This window comes from Mycobacteroides abscessus ATCC 19977 (genome assembly GCF_000069185.1).
GTDB lineage: Bacteria > Actinomycetota > Actinomycetes > Mycobacteriales > Mycobacteriaceae > Mycobacterium > Mycobacterium abscessus.
Genome location: NC_010397.1, coordinates 3,739,414 through 3,760,357 on the forward strand (window position 1 = coordinate 3,739,414; position 20,944 = coordinate 3,760,357).

Annotated in this window: 19 protein-coding genes and 1 riboswitch; of the genes, 10 read left to right on the forward strand and 9 right to left on the reverse strand. The window is 64.8% G+C overall.

Going from position 1 to position 20,944, the window contains the following annotated elements; genetic code table 11:
* Positions 1-46 precede the first annotated feature (46 nt).
* Positions 47-2,284: an NADP-dependent isocitrate dehydrogenase gene (locus MAB_RS18685; RefSeq protein ID WP_005077471.1), complete on the reverse strand. Its 2,238-nt coding sequence runs from the start codon at positions 2,282-2,284 to the stop codon at positions 47-49.
* Positions 2,285-2,478: 194 nt separating this feature from the next.
* Positions 2,479-2,626: riboswitch (SAM riboswitch) on the forward strand.
* Between the two features lie 172 nt (positions 2,627-2,798).
* On the opposite strand from MAB_RS18685, the gene MAB_RS18690 reads away from it, so the two are divergent.
* Genes MAB_RS18690 through MAB_RS18705 form a run of 4 tightly spaced genes read left to right on the forward strand, consistent with a single transcriptional unit; the run spans position 2,799 to position 6,807 of the window.
* Entirely contained in the window at positions 2,799-4,160 is a 1,362-nt protein-coding gene (locus MAB_RS18690; protein WP_005080715.1) for a bifunctional o-acetylhomoserine/o-acetylserine sulfhydrylase, read from the forward strand.
* On the forward strand, positions 4,157-5,311 hold the full coding sequence (metX, locus tag MAB_RS18695) for a homoserine O-acetyltransferase MetX (protein WP_005080712.1): 1,155 nt from the start codon (positions 4,157-4,159) through the stop codon (positions 5,309-5,311). The genes MAB_RS18690 and metX overlap by 4 nt, the downstream gene beginning before the upstream one ends.
* Positions 5,312-5,335: 24 nt before the next feature.
* Complete coding sequence (locus MAB_RS18700) at positions 5,336-6,073, forward strand: class I SAM-dependent methyltransferase (RefSeq protein ID WP_005056110.1); 738 nt, start codon at positions 5,336-5,338, stop codon at positions 6,071-6,073.
* A gap of 56 nt (positions 6,074-6,129) precedes the next feature.
* Positions 6,130-6,807, forward strand: coding sequence for a hypothetical protein (locus MAB_RS18705; protein WP_005080710.1), 678 nt, complete (start codon positions 6,130-6,132; stop codon positions 6,805-6,807).
* Positions 6,808-6,811: 4 nt separating this feature from the next.
* Here MAB_RS18705 and MAB_RS18710 read toward each other — a convergent pair whose 3' ends face one another.
* From MAB_RS18710 to MAB_RS18720, 3 genes are read right to left on the reverse strand one after another with little or no spacing between them, the layout of a single operon-like run.
* Positions 6,812-7,141, reverse strand: a complete 330-nt coding sequence (locus tag MAB_RS18710; RefSeq protein ID WP_005080708.1) for a DUF3017 domain-containing protein — start codon at positions 7,139-7,141, stop codon at positions 6,812-6,814.
* Positions 7,138-7,983 (reverse strand): bifunctional methylenetetrahydrofolate dehydrogenase/methenyltetrahydrofolate cyclohydrolase, encoded by an 846-nt coding sequence (locus MAB_RS18715; RefSeq protein ID WP_005056107.1) that lies wholly within the window; start codon positions 7,981-7,983, stop codon positions 7,138-7,140. Before MAB_RS18715 ends, MAB_RS18710 begins: the two co-directional genes overlap by 4 nt.
* Positions 7,984-8,035: 52 nt before the next feature.
* Positions 8,036-8,686: a nitroreductase family protein gene (locus MAB_RS18720; protein ID WP_005080706.1), complete on the reverse strand. Its 651-nt coding sequence runs from the start codon at positions 8,684-8,686 to the stop codon at positions 8,036-8,038.
* 89 nt (positions 8,687-8,775) lie between these two features.
* Here MAB_RS18720 and MAB_RS18725 point away from each other — a divergent pair, with 89 nt between their 5' ends.
* Together MAB_RS18725 and MAB_RS18730 are read left to right on the forward strand one after the other, a co-directional pair.
* Positions 8,776-9,954 (forward strand): NADH:flavin oxidoreductase, encoded by a 1,179-nt coding sequence (locus tag MAB_RS18725; protein ID WP_005080704.1) that lies wholly within the window; start codon positions 8,776-8,778, stop codon positions 9,952-9,954.
* Between the two features lie 10 nt (positions 9,955-9,964).
* The gene (locus MAB_RS18730) at positions 9,965-10,282 is read left to right on the forward strand and encodes a hypothetical protein (protein WP_005070367.1); all 318 of its coding nucleotides are present in this window, start codon (positions 9,965-9,967) and stop codon (positions 10,280-10,282) included.
* Positions 10,283-10,305: 23 nt separating this feature from the next.
* Here the strand turns inward: MAB_RS18730 and MAB_RS18735 are convergent, their stop codons facing one another.
* Complete coding sequence (locus MAB_RS18735) at positions 10,306-10,716, reverse strand: winged helix-turn-helix transcriptional regulator (RefSeq protein WP_005080703.1); 411 nt, start codon at positions 10,714-10,716, stop codon at positions 10,306-10,308.
* 86 nt (positions 10,717-10,802) lie between these two features.
* On the opposite strand from MAB_RS18735, the gene MAB_RS18740 reads away from it, so the two are divergent.
* Both MAB_RS18740 and MAB_RS18745 read left to right on the forward strand, forming a co-directional pair.
* Positions 10,803-11,396, forward strand: coding sequence for an NAD(P)-dependent oxidoreductase (locus MAB_RS18740; RefSeq protein ID WP_005080700.1), 594 nt, complete (start codon positions 10,803-10,805; stop codon positions 11,394-11,396).
* Between the two features lie 93 nt (positions 11,397-11,489).
* Entirely contained in the window at positions 11,490-14,075 is a 2,586-nt protein-coding gene (locus MAB_RS18745; protein ID WP_005091701.1) for an ATP-binding cassette domain-containing protein, read from the forward strand.
* Positions 14,076-14,090: 15 nt separating this feature from the next.
* On the opposite strand, the gene MAB_RS18750 is transcribed toward MAB_RS18745, so the two are convergent.
* The 3 genes from MAB_RS18750 to MAB_RS18760 are packed head-to-tail and all read right to left on the reverse strand — an operon-like array spanning position 14,091 to position 16,004.
* Positions 14,091-14,645 carry a pentapeptide repeat-containing protein gene (locus MAB_RS18750; protein WP_005080696.1) on the reverse strand — a complete coding sequence of 185 codons (555 nt, stop codon included), beginning with the start codon at positions 14,643-14,645 and terminating at the stop codon, positions 14,091-14,093.
* Between the two features lie 59 nt (positions 14,646-14,704).
* A complete protein-coding gene (locus MAB_RS18755; RefSeq protein ID WP_005080692.1) occupies positions 14,705-15,055 on the reverse strand; it encodes a VOC family protein in 351 nt (116 codons plus the stop codon).
* Between the two features lie 25 nt (positions 15,056-15,080).
* A complete protein-coding gene (locus MAB_RS18760; protein WP_005080689.1) occupies positions 15,081-16,004 on the reverse strand; it encodes a helix-turn-helix domain-containing protein in 924 nt (307 codons plus the stop codon).
* A gap of 50 nt (positions 16,005-16,054) precedes the next feature.
* On the opposite strand from MAB_RS18760, the gene MAB_RS18765 reads away from it, so the two are divergent.
* Positions 16,055-16,516 (forward strand): tRNA (cytidine(34)-2'-O)-methyltransferase, encoded by a 462-nt coding sequence (locus MAB_RS18765; protein WP_005080688.1) that lies wholly within the window; start codon positions 16,055-16,057, stop codon positions 16,514-16,516.
* Here MAB_RS18765 and MAB_RS18770 read toward each other — a convergent pair.
* The gene (locus tag MAB_RS18770; protein ID WP_021268755.1) at positions 16,513-19,794 is read right to left on the reverse strand and encodes an error-prone DNA polymerase; all 3,282 of its coding nucleotides are present in this window, start codon (positions 19,792-19,794) and stop codon (positions 16,513-16,515) included. The two genes, MAB_RS18765 and MAB_RS18770, sit on opposite strands and share 4 nt — an antisense overlap.
* A gap of 151 nt (positions 19,795-19,945) precedes the next feature.
* On the opposite strand from MAB_RS18770, the gene MAB_RS18775 reads away from it, so the two are divergent.
* Positions 19,946-20,923: an alpha/beta hydrolase gene (locus MAB_RS18775; protein WP_005091697.1), complete on the forward strand. Its 978-nt coding sequence runs from the start codon at positions 19,946-19,948 to the stop codon at positions 20,921-20,923.
* Positions 20,924-20,944: the final 21 nt, after the last annotated feature.

Sequence of the window (20,944 nt, forward strand, 5' to 3'; positions counted from 1 at the left end):
GCCCCTCTCGGGAAACGCGTCAGAACGCGGCGTGTCGGCGTTGGTTCTAGACCTCGACGGACGCCAGGGCGGCGTTGAACGTCTGGCTCGGCCGCATGACGGCGTTGGTCTTCTCGGGGTCCGGTGCGTAGTAGCCACCGATATCGGCCGGGCTGCCCTGCACGGCGGCAAGCTCGGCCACAATCTGATCCTCGTTCTCGACCAGCTGCTTGGCCAGCGGTGCGAACAGCTCGGCCAGTTCCACGTCTTCGGTCTGCGCGGCCAGCTCGGCCGCCCAGTACAACGCCAGATAGAACTGGCTGCCACGGTTGTCGAGCTCGCCGGCCTTGCGGGACGGACTCTTGTCGTTCTCCAGCAGCTTTCCGGTCGCGGCATCCAGCGTGGTGGCCAGAATCTTGGCCCGGGCGTTCCCGGTCTTGATGCCCAAGTCTTCGAGGCTGACGGCCAGTGCCAGGAACTCACCGAGCGAATCCCACCGCAGATGGTTCTCCTCGACCAGCTGGCTCACGTGCTTGGGCGCCGACCCCCCGGCGCCCGTCTCGTACAGTCCGCCTCCGGCCATCAACGGCACGATGGAGAGCATCTTGGCACTGGTACCCAGCTCCAGGATCGGGAACAGGTCGGTGAGGTAGTCGCGCAGGATGTTGCCGGTCGCGGCGATGGTGTCCTTACCGCGGATCAGTCGCTCCAGGGTGTACCGCATGGCCCACACCTGAGGCACAACCTGAATCTTGAGGCCCTCGGTGTCGTGATCCTGCAGGTATTCCTTGACCTTCTTACGCAGTTCCACCTCGTGCGGACGCTCGGTGTCCAGCCAGAACACCACGTTCATCCCCGACTCGCGCCCCCGCGTGACGGCGAGCTTGACCCAGTCCTGAATAGCGGCATCGGTGACGACCGGCATGCGCCAGATATCGCCCTCTTCAACGTTCTGTGTCAGCAGTACCTCGCCGGTGTCGATGTCGACGATGTCGGCGACACCGGCCTCGGCGATCTCGAAGGTCTTGTCGTGGCTGCCGTACTCCTCGGCCTTCTGCGCCATCAGACCGACGTTGGGAACGGTGCCCATGGTCCTCGGGTCGAACTGGCCGTGGGTCTTCACGAAGTTGATCATCTCCTGGTAGATCCGGGAGAAGGTCGACTCGGGGTTGACGGCCTTGGTGTCCTTGAGCTTGCCGTCGGCGCCGTACATCTTGCCGCCGGCCCGAATCATGGCCGGCATCGAGGCGTCGACGATCACGTCGCTGGGCGAGTGGAAGTTCGAAATACCCTTGGCCGAGTCCACCATGGCCAGCTCCGGCCGGTGCTCGTGACAGGCGTGCAGGTCGCGGATGATCTCCTCGTGCTGCGACGCGGGCAGGGCCTCGATCTTGCTGTACAGGTCCGACAATCCATTGTTGACGTTGACGCCCAGCTCGTCGAACAGCTTCTGGTGCTTTTCGAAGGCGTCCTTGTAGAAGATCTTGACCGCGTGGCCGAAGACGATGGGGTGGCTGACCCGCATCATGGTCGCCTTGACGTGCAAGGACAGCATCACACCGGTCTTGTAGGCGTCTTCGATCTGCTCCTCGTAGAAGTCGCAGAGCGCCTTCTTACTCATGAACATGCTGTCGATGATGTCGCCCTTGCCCAGCTTGACCTCGGGCTTGAGCACGACGGTGTCACCGCTCTTGGTGGTCAGCACCATCTTCACCGTGCGGTCGCGATCCAGCGTCAGCGACTTCTCTCCGTGGTAGAAATCGCCCTCCTTCATGGTGGCGACATGCGTGCGCGAGGCCTGCGACCACTCGCCCATGCTGTGCGGGTGCTTGCGGGCGTACTCCTTCACCGCCTTCGGGGCGCGACGGTCCGAGTTGCCTTCACGCAGAATGGGATTCACCGCACTACCGAGACACTTGGTGTACCGCGCCTTGATCTCAGTTTCTTCTTCGTTCTTGGGGTCCCCCGGGTACTCGGGCAGCTTGTAGCCCTTGCCCTGTAGTTCCTTGATCGCGGCCAGCAGCTGCGGCACCGACGCACTGATATTCGGCAGCTTGATGATGTTGGTTTCCGGAAGCTGTGTCAGGCGGCCCAGCTCGGCCAGGTTGTCCGGAACACGCTGGTCTTCGGGAAGGTACTCGGAGAACTCGGAGAGGATGCGTGCGGCAACGGAGATGTCACTGGTTTGGACGTCGATACCCGCCGGCCCGGCGAATGCCCGGATGATCGGCAAGAAGGAGTACGTCGCGAGCAGCGGCGCCTCGTCTGTCAGCGTGTAGATGATGGTCGGCTGCTGCGCACTCATTAGTCACTCCCGGCATCGTTGATCGGACTTGTTGGTCGGTCAAAATCTCAGGTACCCCGTGGGTCACACGGATGCCCTATTCAGTATCACGTCGCCTTCGAGCCTAGGCGGGCGGACGGCCTGTGATCGCGCTCCCATATGCGCTTCGACTACCTGGTGGCAACCATTCGGTGAATTGCGATACGCTGCTAAGCGGTCATGAGTACCAGCGTCAAGCCCCGGCTCGCTGGTCGGCAACCCTCCAACCGCGGTGGGGTGCCCCGGGTGATGACCAGGTTGAGTAGCCGACTGGGCTGTCAGAGGTTGATGACGGAACAGTCGGCCACACGGCAAGCGCGGGTCCGATGGCGGGCCCCGAGAAGACAGGTTGGCCCGATGGAGTATTCGTCACCCGGGGGTAGGTCCCTGCGTTCCTGTTGTCGGTTCCGGTTGTTCTTCGCGCCAGCGGCTCATCAGCACTGTCGCTGTTGCCCCCAGCCCTGACTGCCCTACCCGACTACCCCAGGAGAGCGCCATGACCGATATCGATCCCACCACAGCAGACAGTCGCTCGGACAAGCCTCGCTCCGCCCAGTGGGCGTTCGAGACCAAGCAGATCCACGCGGGCCAGTCCGCCGACGCGGCAACCAACGCGCGGGCCCTGCCGATCTACCAGACCACCTCCTACGTCTTCAACGACACCGCGCACGCCGCGGCGCTCTTCGGGCTGTCCGAAGAGGGCAACATCTACACCCGCATCGGCAACCCCACCCAGGATGTCGTCGAGCAGCGCATCGCAGCCCTGGAAGGTGGCGTGGCCGCGCTGCTACTTGCCTCCGGACAGGCGGCGGCGACCCTGGCGATCGTGAACATCGCACAGGCCGGCGACAACATCGTCTCCAGCCCGCGCCTGTACGGAGGCACCTACAATCTGCTGCACTACACGCTGCCACGACTGGGCATCTCGACTACCTTCGTCGAAGACCCCGACGATCTGGAGTCGTGGCGCAACGCCATCACCCCGGATACCAAGGCGCTGTTCGCCGAGTCGATCTCCAACCCGCAGAACGACATTCTCGACATCGCCGGCCTGTCGGAGATCGCGCACGCGGCAGGCATCCCGCTGATCGTCGACAACACCGTCGCCACCCCCTATCTGATCCAGCCGCTGGCACACGGGGCCGACGTCGTGGTGCATTCGGCCACCAAATACCTTGGTGGACACGGCAATGCAATCGGCGGCGTGATCATCGACGGAGGTACCTTCGACTGGACCCAGGGTCGCCATCCCGGATTCACCACCCCCGACCCGAGTTACCACGGCGTGGTGTTCGCCGATCTGGGCGCGCCGGCCTACGCACTTAAGGCGCGTGTGCAGCTGCTGCGCGACCTCGGTCCCGCCATCTCGCCATTCAACGCATTCCTCATCGCTCAGGGTTTGGAAACATTGAGCCTGCGCGTGGAGCGGCACGTGGCGAACGCACAGCGGGTGGCCGAATTCCTTGTCGCACAGCCGGAAGTCACTCGCGTCAACTACGCCGGGCTACCCACATCTCCATGGTACGAGCGCGCGAAGGCCTTGGCCCCCAAGGGAGCCGGTGCCGTGCTCGCATTCGAACTGGACGGTGGTGTCGAGGCTGCGACCACCTTCATCGATTCCCTGACCCTGCACAGCCAGGTCGCCAACATCGGTGATGTGCGTTCGCTTGTCATCCACCCGGCCACCACAACGCACGGACAGCTCTCCCCTGCCGAACAGGTGGCCTCCGGGGTCACGCCGGGACTGGTCCGGTTGGCCGTCGGCATCGAGGGCATCGACGACATCCTGGCCGACCTGGAGTCCGGATTCACGGCCGTACGCAGGCTCAAACAACCCGCGGCGGTGGCATCATCGTGACCATCGAACAGCAGCTTCCGGTCCCCCACATCGCCCTACCCCAGGGCGATGAGATCGCCTATGTACCAATAGGTTCGATCACTCTGGAAAGCGGTGCTGTGATCGACGACGTGACCATCGCGGTACAGAGCTGGGGCGAGCTCTCACCCCGGCGCGACAACGTGGTGTTCGTGTGCCACGCGCTCACCGCCGATTCTCATGTGGTCGGACCCGCCGGGCCCGACCACATCACCGGCGGCTGGTGGGAGGGGATCATCGGCCCGGGCGCGGCGATCGACACCGATCACTGGTGCGCCGTGGCCACCAATGTCCTGGGAGGCTGCCGAGGCACCACCGGCCCCACTTCCCTCGCCCGCGACGGCAAGCCCTGGGGTTCACGATTCCCCGAAGTCTCGGTGCGCGACCAGGTGAACGCCGACGTCGCCGCCCTCGCCCAGCTGGGCATCACCGAGGTCGCGGCCGTCGTCGGCGGTTCGATGGGCGGCGCCCGTGCGCTGGAATGGGCTGTGATGCATCCGGATGCGGTTCGTGCGGCCCTGGTACTGGCAGTGGGCGCGCGGGCCACCGGCGACCAGATCGGCACGCAGAGTACGCAGATCGCCGCCATCCAGACTGATCCGGACTGGCAGGGTGGCGACTACCACGGCAGCGGACGCAGCCCCGGGAAGGGACTGAATCTGGCCCGGCGGATCGCGCATCTGACCTACCGCGGCGAGGTCGAATTGGACACCCGGTTCGGCAACGACCCGCAGGTCGGCCCGGACGGCCCCGAAGACCCCTGGGCGGATGGCCGATACGCGGTGCAGAGCTACCTGGAACATCAGGGCAACAAGTTCGTTCGGCGCTTCGACGCGGGCAGCTACGTCATCCTGACCGAGTCGCTCAACCGCCACGACGTCGGTCGGGGCCGCGGCGGTGTGGAGAAGGCGCTACGCGGCTGCCCGGTCCCTGTCGTGGTCGGCGGTATCACCTCCGACCGGCTCTACCCGCTGCGACTGCAGGAGGAATTAGCGGACCTGCTGCCTGGTTGTACCGGCTTGCGGGTGGTCGAGTCGGTGCACGGCCATGACGCATTCCTCATCGAGTTCGACGCGGTGAGCGAGTTGGTGCGGGAAACGCTCGCACTGGCCAAGGCAACACAGGCTTCGTAAACACCGAACCCAGAGGGAGCGCGAATGCCGGACGCACAGGCAGAACCATCGCTTTCGTTCGGTTCGCAGGCAGCCGCCTACGAACGAGGCCGGCCCTCCTACCCGCCCGAGGCTATCGACTGGCTGCTGCCTCCCGGAGCACACGACGTCCTGGACCTGGGCGCAGGCACCGGCAAGCTCACCACCCGCCTGGTGGAACGCGGACTCAATGTCGTAGCGGTGGACCCCCTCGCGGAAATGCTTGAGGTGCTGAGCAACTCACTCCCCGACACGCCCGCGCTGCTGGGCACCGCTGAGGAGATTCCGCTGCCCGACAACAGCGTGGATGCCGTGCTCGTCGCGCAGGCCTGGCATTGGGTGGACCCCGAACGCGCCATCCCGGAGGTGGCGCGGGTACTACGTCCAGGCGGACGGCTGGGCCTGGTGTGGAATGTACGCGACGAACGCCTGGGATGGGTGTCCGATTTGGGACACATCATCGGTCACGAGAACGCGGCGGACTCGGCAGACGTGGGCGCCCTGCCCGCTCCATTCACCGGGCAGGAACGTCATCAGGTCGAGTGGACGAATTACCTTACCCCGCAAGCACTTCTGGACATGGTCGCCTCCCGCAGCTACTGCATCACCGCCCCCGAGGCAGCCCGGAAGAAGACTCTGCAACAGGTTCGGGAGCTCCTGGCGACCCATCCGGCCCTGGCGCAATCGGCAGGCCTGGCGCTGCCCTATGTCACGGTGAGTATTCGGGCGACCCTGAATCGGTAACACCGGGTGCACCGATTCGCCGCGACGAACGCGGCCGGTGCCGCTACGGTGTACCCGTGCGTACGGATCGCCGCCTGTTGGCAGCCCTCTTTGTCACCACCACACTGCTGACCCCGCCGCTCGCCAGCTGTGGATCACACGGCTCATCCTCGAACGCCAAGAGCGAGTCCGAGCCCACTTCCAGCAGCGCGCCCGCCGAACGGCATACCCGGCAATTCATCCCCGAGCTGGGCATCTACATCAACACCCCCCATGACTGGGTGTCCTTCGCCGACGGAGTGCACAACAACAAGGGAATGGTGACCTACCAGGTCCGGCCCAAGTGGGAGTCGTCGGAGCTGGCTCAGTACGTGCGCATCCGCAAGCTGACGCCTCCCGACGACGACACGGCCGCTCCCGAGGTGAAGCGCTGGCTGGCTTCGTCCAACGCCGACGCGGTAAGCGACTTCGTCAAGACCCGCAAGTCGAAAGTCACTGCAGACAAACGAGATTCATGGGACGGCCCCAATCTGCCCGGAGCCTCGGCCAGCCTGGAACTGGAGAAACCGCCAGCCGCGGAGGGCAAACCTCCGGTCGCGGCGACGCCGAAGATCTACGTGGCATTCGTCGGTCAGGGCGATCAGCGTTGGCAGATCGCCACCACCAATGTCACCGGCGCCAACGGCGAACCGTCCGAGCAGTTCCTCGGCGAGCAGGCCGACTCCATCGCCCGCTCGGTGCAACTGCTGAAATGACGCCCTATCCGGTACCCAGCGGATCGATGGTCAGCGCCAGGTAGACCATCGCCGCCGCCACCGCACCGAGCGCACCGACATCAAAGGTCTTGCTGCGCACCGCCAATAGACCCGCAGTGTCGTCGGTCAGCACCAAGCGCAGTGCCGCCGCGATCCCGACCGCGATGCCGACGACCAGCGCGCCGCGCCGCCAACGATCGGCGATCACCAGCCCCAGCGCCGCCAGAAAGACCGCCGAGACCACCAGGATCGGCCACTGCTCACGGGCGAACCGCTGGATCGCGTCCAACGCTGTCGGGAGAAGACGCCGCGGCCCGGGTTGCAGGGCGGTCACGAACGTTCCGCCCGCTCGATCACATTGGTGAGCAAGAAGGCCCGGGTCAGCGGCCCGACTCCGCCGGGGTTGGGCGAGACGTACCCGGCCACGTCCCAGACATCCTCGGCCACGTCGCCGGTTAGCTTGTCGTCGACCCGGCTCACGCCGACGTCGACCACCGCGGCACCCGGCTTGACCATGTCCGCCGTCACCATGTGCGGCACACCGGCGGCCGCCACGATGATGTCGGCCTGCCGGGTCAGCGCGGCCAGATCACGGGTTCCGGTGTGGCACAGGGTGACTGTCGCGTTCTCCGAGCGCCGGGTCAGCAGCAGCCCGAGTGGACGCCCCACCGTGACACCGCGACCGATCACCACGACGTGTGCCCCGTCGAGCTTCACGTCATAGCGACGCAGCAGATACACGATCCCGCGGGGCGTGCAGGGAAGCGGGGCCTCCTTGCCGAGCACCAGCCGGCCCAGGTTCGTCGGGTGCAGGCCGTCGGCGTCCTTGTCCGGGTCGATGCGCTCCAGCGCCTCGTTCTCGTCAAGATGCTTGGGCAGCGGCAGCTGCACGATGTAGCCGGTGCAATCCGGGTTGGCGTTCAGCTCGTCGATGGTGGCGCACAGTGTGGCCTGATCGATATCGGCGGGCAGATCACGACGGATCGAGTTGAGGCCCACCTTGGCGCAGTCTGCGTGCTTGCCGCGCACATAGGCGTGCGAACCCGGGTCGTCACCCACCAGGATGGTGCCCAGCCCCGGTGTCTTGCCCGCCGCCTTCAGCGCCGCGGCACGAGTGGCCAGCTCCACAAAGATCTCATCGCGGGTGGCCTTGCCATCAAGTCGAGTCGCCGTCACACGGCTAGTATTCCTGGGCCTACAGCTCTTCGCGCAAGCGGCTCATCGCCCCTCACCACGTGTCCCAGTGCAGGACGTCGGCGAGTGGCTGACGCTTGGCAAGCCGGAAGTCGGTACCCACGGTGTATGCGATGGGGAACAAACCACCCTGGGTGACCTTGTCGAACGGGATACCCACGATGTCGGCGGTGCGCTTCTCACCGTCGTCCATCAGATGCAGCGTGGTCCAGGCCGATCCCAGACCGCGGTTACGCGCCGCAAGCATGAAGCTCCACACCGCGGGCAGCAGCGAACCCCACGAGGACGCGGCGCCTACCACCGGCAGATTGTCCAGGCGGCCCTCGATGCAGGGAATGAGGAACAGCGGCGAGCGCTCGAAGTTCTCGGCGAGATAACCGGCGGAGTCCACGACCTTCGCCTTGCGCTCTGCCCGGGTATCCCCCTCGGCGTAGGTGGCTCCCGCCCCCTTGGCGTACTTGTTCCAGCCCTCGCGGTAGATGTCGGCGATCGCCTTCTTCTTCTCGGCGTCCTCCACGATCACCCAATGCCAGCCCTGGTGGTTGGAGCCCGTTGGTGCCTGCATCGCGATGTTCAGACATTCCTCAACAACCGCGCGCTCGACGGGCTTATCGAAATCCAGGCGCTTACGCACCGAACGAGTGGTGGTCAGAACTTCGTCGGCCGACAGATTCAGGGAGGTCATATGACGAACGTACATCCACCGGACTTGCCTAAAATTAGGAGTCCACATCCAGAATTCGCCGGCCATGGGCACGGCGTAATCTGCCGCCCATGGGCAGTGACGCCGCAGGAATTCCCGACGTGCTGGCGCCCGCGCGGCTCGGTCCGATCACGCTGCGCAACCGGACGATCAAGGCCGCGACGTTTGAGGCCGCCTCCCCGGACGCCTTCGTCACCGACGATCTCATCGAGTATCACCGCAGGCCCGCGCTCGGCGGAGTCGGGATGACGACCGTGGCCTATTGCGCGGTCGCGCCCGAGGGACGTACCGAGTATGGGCAGGTATGGATGCGCGAAGAGGCCATCCCCGGGCTGCGCCGCCTCACCGATGCCATCCACGACACCGGCGCCGCCGTCTCGGCTCAGATCGGTCATGCCGGACCGGTGGCCAACGCACGGTCCAACGGATCCCCGGCCCTCTCCCCGATCCGGTTCTTCAATCCGCTGGGCATGAAATTCGCACGCCGCGCCAGCGCCTCCGATATCGACGGCGTCATCGCCGCCCACGCGAACGCGGCCCGGCTGGCAATTGAAGCGGGCTTCGATGCCGTCGAAATCCATTTGGGACACGGATATTTCGTGAGTTCGTTCCTGAGCCCGCTGTTCAACCGGCGCGGAGATGAGTACGGCGGATCGCTGGCCAACCGCGCCAAGGTAGCCCGCGCGGTGGTTCAAGCAGTACGCAAGGTTGCCGGCAGCCGCTTGGCCGTCACCGCCAAACTAACCATGACCGACGGCATCCGCGGCGGCATACCCATCGAGGAGTCTCTACAAACGGCCACCTGGCTACAGGAGGACGGTGGACTCGATGCCCTGGAATTGACCGCGGGCAGCTCCCTGGTCAATCCCATGTACCTGTTCCGTGGCGACGTGCCGATCCGCGAACTCGCCAAGGGCTTCCCCAAACCCATGGGTTGGGGCGTACGCCTGACCGGAAAGAAGTTCTTTCGGTCGTACCCCTATCACGACGCGTTCTTGCTCGAGGATGCCCGTCGGTTCCGCGCCGAACTGGACATACCGTTGATTCTGCTGGGCGGCATCACCGGTGGTGAATCGATGGACCTGGCCATGGCCGAGGGCTTCGAGTTCGTGGCCATGGGCCGCGCGCTACTCGCCGATCCCGACCTGGTGAATCGGGTGGCGGCCGACCGGGCATCTCATTCGCGGTGTACCCACTGCAATCAATGCATGGCAACGATTTTCAGCAAAACGCACTGCGTGCTCACCTAGCATCACTGTCATGATGACAGCGGCCGCGGGCCGGAAACCGGGGACTGCGGAGACCGTTGTCAGCTGGCTGTTGTGGGTGCTGGTGAGCGCGACGGCGGGCGTTGTCGCGTTCGCCTCGATCTTTCCGCTCGCCTTCAGCGGCGCGGCACCCGAACAGGCCGACGCGGCCGCCGCGGTGTTCGTCTGGGCGTTGTTCACCGTATGTGCGTGCGTGGCCGCACCGATAGTGATGGGCGTTGGCCACTGGCGTCATTGGCACATTTGGTACTGGCCGACGCTATGCGCGTTGGTCCTCGTCAGGACGCTCTTTTTGCTGCACAACCTCTGAACTTCACGCACGCCAGGACGTATTCACCCAATGGCTGTGTCTGTCGACGGCATGTCCCCGTCGTGGGCTTCCCGATTGCGGACGATGTGGGCCACATTGCGCTCCGCCCACGTCCGTAGTTGGTCGATGGGCTCACGCAGGGACAGCCCCAACTCGGTCAGCTGGTATTCCACCTTCGGCGGGACGGTGGCATAGGCCGTCCGTTTCACCAGCCCGTCACGGAGCATCGAACGCAATGTGGAGGTAAGCACCTTGCCGGTGACGCCGCCGATCCGATCTCGTAGGGCAGTGAACCGCATGGGTCCGTCGGCAAGGGCCGCGACCACCAGGACCGTCCACTTGTCCCCGATCCTGTCCAGCACGATCCGGGTAGGGCACTGCGTATCGAACAGGTTTCCCCACCAGTCATCCGTGGGCTGTGACGAGGGATACATTGAAAGCTCCATTAGTTACTTTGAGGTACCAAGTTACCATTGGATACCTTGGGGCGTCCACACAAATCGACGAAGGGACGTGCCCCATGAAGATCGCAATATTCGGAGCAACCGGAATGGTCGGCTCGCGCATCGCCGCCGAGCTACGCAGCCGCGGACACCAGGTGACCGGATACAGCCGCCGCGGTAGCGACTCCACGCGGGCAGGAACACTCACCGACGGCGCTCTGGTGGCAACGGTCGCCGCCGGACACGACGCCGTAGTTTCCGCGATTGGACCGAGCCGTTCCGGGGAACCGCACAGCGAATTCATCGAAGCAATCACCGCGGCCGCCGCCAACCTCCACGGCACCCGCCTGTTCGTCGTGGGCGGGGCAGGAACGCTCCGCGTCAACGGGGTACGCCTGGTCGACTCCCCCGAATTCCCCGAGCCATACCGCGCCGAAGCGCTGGCTCACGCCGCGGCGCTCGACACACTTGAGCAGACTGCGCAGGACGTGGACTGGGTCTACCTTTCCCCGGCGCCGCTCATCGAGCCGGGAAAACGCACGGGTTCATACCGCGTTGCAGGCGACGCCCCGGCCGGGCAGAGCATCTCGGCCGAGGATTATGCGGTCGCGGTCGCTGACGAACTCGAGCACCCGGCACACCGCCGTGAGCGTTTTACGGTCGCCAATTGACGCTGTGCACGAGCGCACAACTCTGTCCTAGAGCCGGTGAGCCCCGGCGCGGGAAGACTGACCACTGACTGTGAACCGATACAGTCGATAGCGATGACTGGTCGGGAAGCACCCACTCTCACGGTGGTATTCGACGGTGACGAGCGAAAGTTCGCGCCCGGGCACGATATTCATATCGGCCGCGATATCCACGCCGATGTACGCATCACGCACCCGTTGGTGTCGCGTATCCACCTGATAATCAGGTTCGTTGACGGTAAATGGATCGCCGAGGACCAACGCAGCCTCAACGGCATCTTTGTCAACGGCCGCCAGGTCGGCTGGGTCGAGGTGCGCGACGACACCGTGATCAACCTGGGCGACCCCGGGGGCCCACGGCTGACGTTCGCGCTTGGAGGCCTGGGGGGCGAGACACAGCTCGGCATCGCTCCCCCGACCATGCGTGGTTATGTCTCCGGCGCACAGCAGCAGGCCCCCTACACGGGCGCGCAGCAGCACGGCACCACCGGCCAGCCGTACCACAGCACGCAGCAGCACTATCCCACCGGCGGCTATCAGTCCGGCCCGCAGACCTACGGCCAGCCGCCCAGCCAGCAGCATCCGTACGGGGCTGCGCCTTCGGGCCCACAGACGTACGGAACCTCGGGACCGACCCGGCCACGCCAGCAGTACCCGTCGGAACCCACGCCGGTACCGGCGTCTTACTCCAATGAGCCCGTCGAGCCCTTCGGCACCCGGGCGATGCGCGCACTCGGGATCGGTGGCGCACCCAAGCCCACCCCCGGCGCGATCACCGTGGGCCGCGCCCCCGACAACACCATCGTCGTCAATGACGTGCTGGCCTCGCGTCACCACGCGTTGTTGCTACCCACTCCCGGCGGCCTGGAGATCCAGGACCTGCACACCATCAACGGCACCTTCGTCAATGGTGTCCAGGTGGAGCAGTCGTCGCTGCGCGAAGGCGACACCGTCACCATCGGTAACGTCGACCTGGTCGTCCAGGACGGCACGCTGGTCAAACCGACGACTGCCACCCGCGTCGGCGGCCTCGAAGTGCAGAGCATCGACTTCGTCGTCGAGGGCGGCAAGAAGCTGCTTGACGACATCAGCTTCTCGGCTGGTCCCGGCTCGTTGACCGCGGTCATCGGTCCTTCCGGGGCGGGCAAGTCCACCCTGGCCCGGCTGATCGTCGGCAACACCCAACCGTCGGCGGGCAAGGTGTCCTTCGAAGGGCACGGGGTGCACGCCGAATACGCCGTCATGCGAAACCGCATCGGCATGGTGCCGCAGGACGACGTGGTGCACCCGCAGCTCACCGTCAGTCAGGCGTTGCACTACGCCGCCGAATTACGGCTGCCGCCGGATACCACCAAGGAGGATCGCGAGCAGGTCGTGTCCCGGGTTCTCGAGGAACTCGAGATGACCAAGCACGCCGAGACACGCGTCGACAAGCTGTCGGGTGGACAGCGCAAGCGCGCCTCGGTGGCCATGGAGCTGCTGACCGGCCCGTCGCTGCTGATCCTCGACGAACCCACATCCGGGCTGGATCCGGCGCTGGACCGTCAGGTGATGAGCCTGATGCGCCAGCTCGCCGACGCGGGCCGTGTGGTCGTGGTGGTCACGCACTCGCTGACCTACCTGAGCTACTGCGACCAGGTGCTGCTGCTGGCGCCCGGCGGCAAGACCGCCTACTGCGGGCCGCCCCGCAGCATCGGTCAGGAGATGGGCACCACCGACTGGGCCGATATCTTCGCCAACGCCGCGGCCGATCCGGACGGGGTGCATCAGGCGTATTTGTCGCGGCATCCCGCCGCCAACAAACCCGCCACGGCGGCAAGCCCGCCCGGCGACCTGGGCAAGCCCCCCAAGACCAGCCTGCTGCGGCAAGTCTCCACGGTGGCACGCCGGCAGGGGCGACTGATCCTGGCCGATCGTGGGTACTTCATCTTCCTGGCGCTGCTGCCATTCGTCCTGGCGGGCTTGGTGTTGTCGGTACCCGGCAGCGCGGGATTCAACGTGGCACTGCCCGACAACCCGAACGAACCGGGTCTGCTGCTGGCGCTGACGAATCTCGGTGCGAGCTTCCTGGGCCTCGCGCTGACCATCCGCGACCTCATCGGTGAACGGGTGATCTTCCGGCGAGAACAGGCGGTAGGCCTGTCCGCCACGGCCTACCTACTCGCCAAGATCATCACCTACTGCGGCGCCGCCATCGTGCAGTCGGCGATCATGACGGCCGTCATCGTGATTGTCCGTGGCGGTCCCACGCAGGGCGCGGTGCTGTTGGGAAGCGCGAACTTCGAGCTGTGGGTTGCCGTCGCGGCCACCGCATGTGCGGCCACCGTACTGGGCCTGGTGCTGTCCTCGCTGGCGACCTCGGCCGAGCAGGTGATGCCCATGCTGGTGATCGCCACCATGACGCAGATCGTGTTCAGCGGTGGCCTGATCCCGGTGACCGGACGTGCCGGGCTGGAACAGCTTTCGTTCCTGTTCCCGTCGCGCTGGGGATTCGCGGCCACGGCCGCCACCTGCGACTTGCGCAAGCTGGTACCGGTGGGACCGCAGGACGAGTTGTGGAACCACGACGCGGGAACCTGGCTGTTCGATATGGGCATCCTGGGGCTGCTCTCGCTGGTGATGGCCGGGTTCGTACGCTGGCGCATCCGCCTGAAGGGCTGAGCGTCGCCGGGGCATCTAGCCCCCGTGCACGTCCAATCCGTGCGCGGCGGCGAACGCGATGGCCTGGGGCAGATCGACTTTGGCGGTGATCAGGGCCGCGGTGGTCCACAGCGTCGGGTCGATGCGCGCACCACGCAGATCGGCCCCGTCGAGTTTGAGGTTCTGGGTGCGGGCACCGGTGAAGTCGGCGCCATGCAGGTTTGCCTTGCGCATATCGGCGCCCACCAGGTTGGCCTCACGGAAACGGCAGTCCGACAGATCCATCTCGCGCAGATCGAGCCCAGCGAGCGAAGACAGCGTGAAGTCGGTTTCGGTGAACTTCGACGGCCGCACCCGACAATCGGTGAACGTGGAGCCCAGCAGGCTGCATTGCCGGAACTCCGAATGCCATAGCGAGGTGCGCCGGAAGGTGCAGTTCCGGAAGGCCGAGCCGACGTGCAGCGACTCGGTGAGATTGGCTCCGCTGAAATCGCATTCCGTGAAAACCACACGCTCGGTGTGCAGTTCGCGAAAGTCCTCGTCGTAGAAGGTCTCTGCGGTGATCTCACGATCTGTCCAGTGCTCGGCCATGACTGCCATCATGCCGGTCGGGTCCGACGAGCGGCCACGCCGCCGCAGGTGCCGCTCGATCAGGCCGTGTCATGGGCGGGCTGATGCAGCCCGAACCGCACACCCTGGTCGTCTCTGCAGAATGTGAACCTGCCAAAGCCAGGCTCCTCCGGCCCGGGGTCCTCGGCTTCGCCGCCGAGTTCGCGGACGGTCATGACTGCGGCGTCAATGTCCGCAACGCCGAAAAACACGTCGATCCGGCGGTCCTCGTCATCGTTGTGCAGACCGCCTCGCGCCCCTTCTGTTTCAAGCCAGGCCTGTCCGGATTCACCCATCGCATGCGGTTTCCAGCCGAAGAGCCGCACATAGAACTTCTGAGCGCGTAGCGCATCAGGCACGCCGATCTCGAAATACGTCGGTTCACCAGCCATCGTGGGGTTTCCTTCTCGATTGGATTCACAGGACAGTGCCGACGCTAGGCCCGCCGTCCACGCCCGTCTTGTACAAATGTTCGCCGTCGGCCGGTATCCGGTATCCCATCAGGTCTTCATGCCGCAGTGCGGCCCATTGCCGCGGCGAACACCCGGCGAGCACCCGGAAGTCTCTATTGAAATGCGCCTGGTCAAAGTATCCGCAAGCCAAGGCAATCGAGGAGAGCGAGCGGTGGCCCGGCTGGTTGAGCAACGTCATCGCACGATTGAAGCGAAGTACACGTGCGGCCGCTTTGGGCGTCAGACCGACTTGGCTGCGGAAACGCTGCGCCAATCGAGCACGGCTCCAACCAATCTCGTTCAGTATCTCGCCGATCCCCGCAGTTCCACCGGTGCGATTCAGTCGATGCCAGGCGAATTCGACCTCGGCGTCTGCTTCAGGACCTTCGGCCGCAGCACGCATGAACACCGAATCAAGCAAGTCGAAACGGCGCACCCAGTTGGGCTCAGCGGCAAGGCGTTCGGGCAGGTACCGGGCTTTCTTCCCGAACAATTCCTCAAGACTCACCACACGATTGCTCACTGCGTCCATCGCCAGCCCGGATACCCGGTGTAACCCGAGCGGCGTCAACCGCACCTCAATGCAGTGTTGCGCACCTGAATGCACGGTCGAGGACGGTCCCTGGCTGACACCCGCGACGAATGCCTGCCATATTCGTGGCGACGCGTGATCGGCCACGTCGGCAACGAGCAGCGGGGCATCGAGCTCGACGACAAGCACGGGCGCCACACCGGCAACCTCGCTGCGTTCGACAGGCCGGTGGGCGCGCTCCCGAAGTTCGGTATATCCGTGAGCGATACCGGACAGCGTGACATCGGCAGCCGCGGACACCGCCCGCCAGCTGGCATCGGCCGTGGTTCGGCCCTCGTACCGTGCCGGACTGCGCATGGTTCCATCGTGCCTCGGGTCACGCCGTTACGAGCAGGGATACTGTCACCGTGTTTCACATCCTTTTCCACGAACCCCGCATCGCCCCCAATACCGGGAACGCGATCCGGATGGTGGCGGGCACCGGGTGCGAGCTGCATCTGGTGCAGCCACTGTTCGACCTGTCCGAGGCCAAGGTGCGGCGTGCCGGTCTGGATTATCACGACATGGCGTCGGTGACGGTTCACGAAAACCTTTCCGCCGCGTGGAAAACACTGAAACCACAACGGGTATACGCCTTCACCGCACATGCCAGCGTCACGTATACCGATATCGCGTACCAGCCGGGCGATGTGCTGCTGTTCGGCCCGGAGCCCACCGGTCTGGATGCGGAGGTGCTCGCCGATCCACACATCACCGAGAAGGTGCGCATCCCGCTACTGCCCGGGCGCAGATCACTCAATCTGTCCAATGCCGCCGCCATCGCCGCGTACGAGGCCTGGCGACAACACGACTTTGCGGGCAGCGTCTAACGAAAGTCTCTCGAGGTGGAACGGATCTGAAGGTCCAGCGGTCGCAGCTGATCGGCCACCACGGAAACCGCGCCACTGGCGTTCTGCACCTGACCGCGGATGATCAATGCCCGTGCCGTGACTGCCAGCTTGCGATACCTTGCCCACAGACCCACCGAACACACCACGTTCACCATGCCTGTCTCGTCCTCGAGATTGATAAAGGTAACCCCGGCCGCCGTGGCCGGGCGCTGACGATGGGTGACTGCACCCGCCACCAGCACGCGTGACCCGTCAGGCACCCCGAAAAGCCCCTTAGCCGGGACCACCCCCATCGCATCGAGGCGCGCACGCAGGAATTGCGTGGGATAACTGTCCGGTGAAACACCGGTGGCCCACACGTCGGCTGCCGCCCGCGTCACCTCACCCATCTCCGGAAGCGCGGGGATGCGCGAAGACACCCCGACACCAGGCAGCCGGTCGGGCCGCTGGGCGGCGGCAGCACCCGCCACCCAGAGCGCCTCTCGCCGGGACATGTCGAAGCAGCCCAACGCACCCCCGGTGGCCAGGGCCTCGACCTGCGCTGTGGTCAACTGGATACGTCCGGTCAGATCGAGCAGAGAGACGAACGGGCCGCGCACTTTTCGTTCCTCGACGATGGCCTGCGCCAAGTCATCTCCGATGTGGCGGACGGCGCCCAGACCTATCCGCACTTCCAGCCCCGCATTCTCCAACGTGGCATAGGACAGGCTGGCATTCACATCGGGCCCGTGCACGGTGACACCGTGCCTGCGCGCATCGGCCACCAAGGACTGCGGCGAATAGAAGCCCATGGGCTGCGCACGCAGCAGGGCCGCGCAGAATGCGGCCGGATGATGCAGCTTGAACCAGGAAGAATAGAACACCAACGAGGCGAAACTCTGTGCATGACTTTCTGGAAATCCGAAATTGGCAAAGGCATAAAGCTTTTCGTAGATCCGATCGGCCAGCTCGCCGGTTATGCCGTGTAGGTTCCGCATACCCTCGTAGAACCTGTTACGTAGCCGTTCCATTCGTTCCGGCGATCGTTTAGAGCCCATCGCCCGGCGCAACTGGTCGGATTCGGCGGGGCTGAACCCGGCGACATCGACGGCGAGCTGCATCAGCTGCTCCTGAAACAACGGCACCCCCAGGGTCTTATCGAGCGCGGCCGCCATGGAGGGATGATCGTGCTGCCAATCCTTGTCGATTTTGTTGTACCGCCGGATATATGGATGCACCGAGCCCCCCTGAATGGGGCCGGGCCTGATCAGTGCCACCTCCACCACCAGGTCATAGAAACACTTGGGTTTCAGCCGGGGCAGCGTGGCCATCTGAGCCCGCGACTCCACCTGAAACACTCCCACCGAATCGGCGCGGGCCAGCATCTCGTAAACCGCCTGCTCCTTCAGATTGATATGAGCCAAGTCGACATCGATGCCCTTGTGCTCGCGAACCAGATCGATGCAATAGTGCAGCGCCGAAAGCATGCCAAGCCCGAGAAGATCGAACTTCACCAAACCCACTGCCGCACAATCGTCTTTGTCCCACTGCAGCACACTGCGGTTTTCCATGCGCGCCCATTCGACGGGCACCACATCGGCCAGCGGCCGATCGCAGATGACCATGCCACCGGAGTGGATGCCCATGTGACGCGGAAAATCCTTGATCTGCCTCGCCAGCTGAATCACCTGCGGCGGGATACCGTCAACCGCCGCGGCATCGGCCAGGCCACCCCAGTGGCCCATCTGTTTACTCCAGGCATCCTGCTGCCCTTGCGCGAACCCCAGCGCCTTGGCCATGTCCCGCACGGCCATGCGACCACGGTATGTGATCACGTTGGCCACCTGAGCCGCATACTCACGGCCATACTTGTTGTAGACGTACTGGATGGCCTGTTCCCGTTCGTCCGATTCGATATCGATATCGATATCCGGCGGCCCGTCACGGGCCGGCGACAGGAACCGTTCGAACAGCAGACCATTGTCCACCGGGTCCACATTGGTGACCCCGAGCGCATAGCAGACCGCCGAGTTGGCGGCAGAACCACGGCCCTGACACAGGATATCGCTGCGGCGACAGAACTGCGTGATGTCATGCACCACCAGGAAATAGCCCGGAAAATTCAGCTGCGCAATGATTTCCAGCTCACGCTCGATTTGGGCATAGGCCTTCTGCGCACCCGCCCGGGGACCGTATCGGCGCGCGGCACCCTCAAGGGCCAGATGCCGCAACCAACTGTCCTCGGTGTGGCCGGACGGGACGTCGAACGGCGGCAACTGTGGGGCAATGAGCCGCAGATCGAAGGCGCACTCCTCCCCCAGCTCGGCGGCCGCCGTCACCACCTCCGGATAGTGAGAAAACAATCGCGCCATCTCATCACCGGAACGCAGATGAGCCCCGCCCACCGGATCCAACCAGCCCGCGGCGTCATCAAGGCTCTTACGCGCCCGCACCGCCGCCATCGCCATGGCCAGGCGCCCGCTCTCGGGCGTCGCGAAATGTGCTGCCGTGGTGGCGATAACGCCGACACCGAAGCCCCGGGCCAACGCGGCCAGCTCCGCGTTGCGTTCGTCTTCGCCCGGGTGACCGTGTCTGTTGAGCTCTATGCTGACGCGATCGGCACCGAATCGGTCCACCAGATTGGCCAGCGCCCTCTCCGCAGCAACAGGACCGCCGCCCGCGAGTGCCCGTCGCACGTGACCCTTACGGCACCCGGTCAGGATGTGCCAGTGCCCTCCGGCCGCCTCGGTGAGTGCATCAAGGTCATAGCGTGGCTTGCCCTTCCGGTCTTTGGGCGTTCCACCCGACAGATGCGCGCCGGCCATCTGCCGCGACAACCTCCGATACCCCTCCTGGCCACGAGCCAATACCAGCAGATGTACCGAATCCTCGGTATTGCCCTGCCCCCCAAGAGATAGTTCCGCCCCAAACACGGTGGGCAGTCCCAATTCCTTGGCGGCTTCCGCGAAACGCACGACCCCGTAGAAACCATCGTGGTCGGTGATGGCCAGCGCCTTGAGATCCAGGCGTGCGGCCTCCTGCACCATCTCCTCCGGCAGGCTGGCACCGTCGAGAAAACTGAATGCCGAATGCGCGTGCAACTCCGCGTACGGCACGACCGATCGCCCGCGTTCCCGCGGTGGCGGTTCGTAAGGCTGTCGCTTTCGGCTCCATGCCGGCCCATCCCCACCGTCACCCGGTGGGGCGTGCGGATTGAGGCGCCCGTCGAGCACGCGCTCCATCTCCGCCCAGGTTGGCGGACCTTGTGACCAGCCCACTCCGACAGAATATCGAACATTTGTTCGATTCTCACTATTGTCCAGCCCGGATCTCAGCAAGGTAACTAACTAGATACATAAAATGTATGCTGATGGAGCCAGAACACTCCCAATAGACCAAAAGCACCTCACCGAGAACCCGGAGAAGCTAATGCCACATCACGGTAACTACACCCCCGAAAAGGTCACCTTCCCCTCGCATGGCGTGGACATCGTCGGTGTTGTCCACCGCCCCCACGGCGACGGCCCCTTCCCCGCCGTCGTGCTGCTCGGCCCCTATTCCTTCGAGAAGGAGCAGGCACCGATCCATTACGCCACCCGGCTGGCCGACGAAGGATTCCTGGCTCTGGCGTTCGATCCGCGCACCGTGGGCGAAAGCGGGGGCACCCCGCGCCGCCTCGAGAACCCGAAGATGAAAAACGAAGACGCGGTGGCGGCCATCGACTACCTACTCACCCGTGAGGACGTCGACGCATCACGCATCTTCGGGGCGGGTGTCTGCCAAGGCGGGCCCGAGATGCTGGATATCGCCTCATACGACAACCGGATCAAGGCCGTCGCCTCGGTGACAGGTTACTACCGAGACCACGAAACCGACCTGTTCATGATCGCCGCCGGTGTCAGCGAAAACCCGTTTGACCCCGCCACCGCGCCGACCACCGCACAGCTCGAATCGCTGCTTGCCGCCCGCCTCGAACGTGCCCGCGATGCCAAGGCGCGATACGAGCAGACGGGCGAGGTCATCTACGCGCCCCTGGTTTCACCCGATCTCGGCGACCCCGTCGCCGGATCCGATGCGGGATTACCCGGTCCGCTGGTGTGGAGCTGGTACGGATCGTGGACGCTCAAGGGCTGGGAGAACCGCTACGCGATCATGAGCGACCTCGACCACTTCGATTACAGCACTGCGCCCGGAGTCGCCACGCTGGAAAAGCCCGCACTGGTCATCCACTCCGATACCTGCATGAACCCGGCGGCCGCCCGACGCCATTTCGAGTCGATCCCCACCACCGACAAGAAGCTCATCTGGGAGAACGGCACCAATCACTTCCAGTACTACGACCAGCCCGACATCGTCGACCGCACCGTCGGACATATCGCCGAGTGGTTCAACAGTCACCTGGCCTAACGGGGGCACACCGGTTGGGCA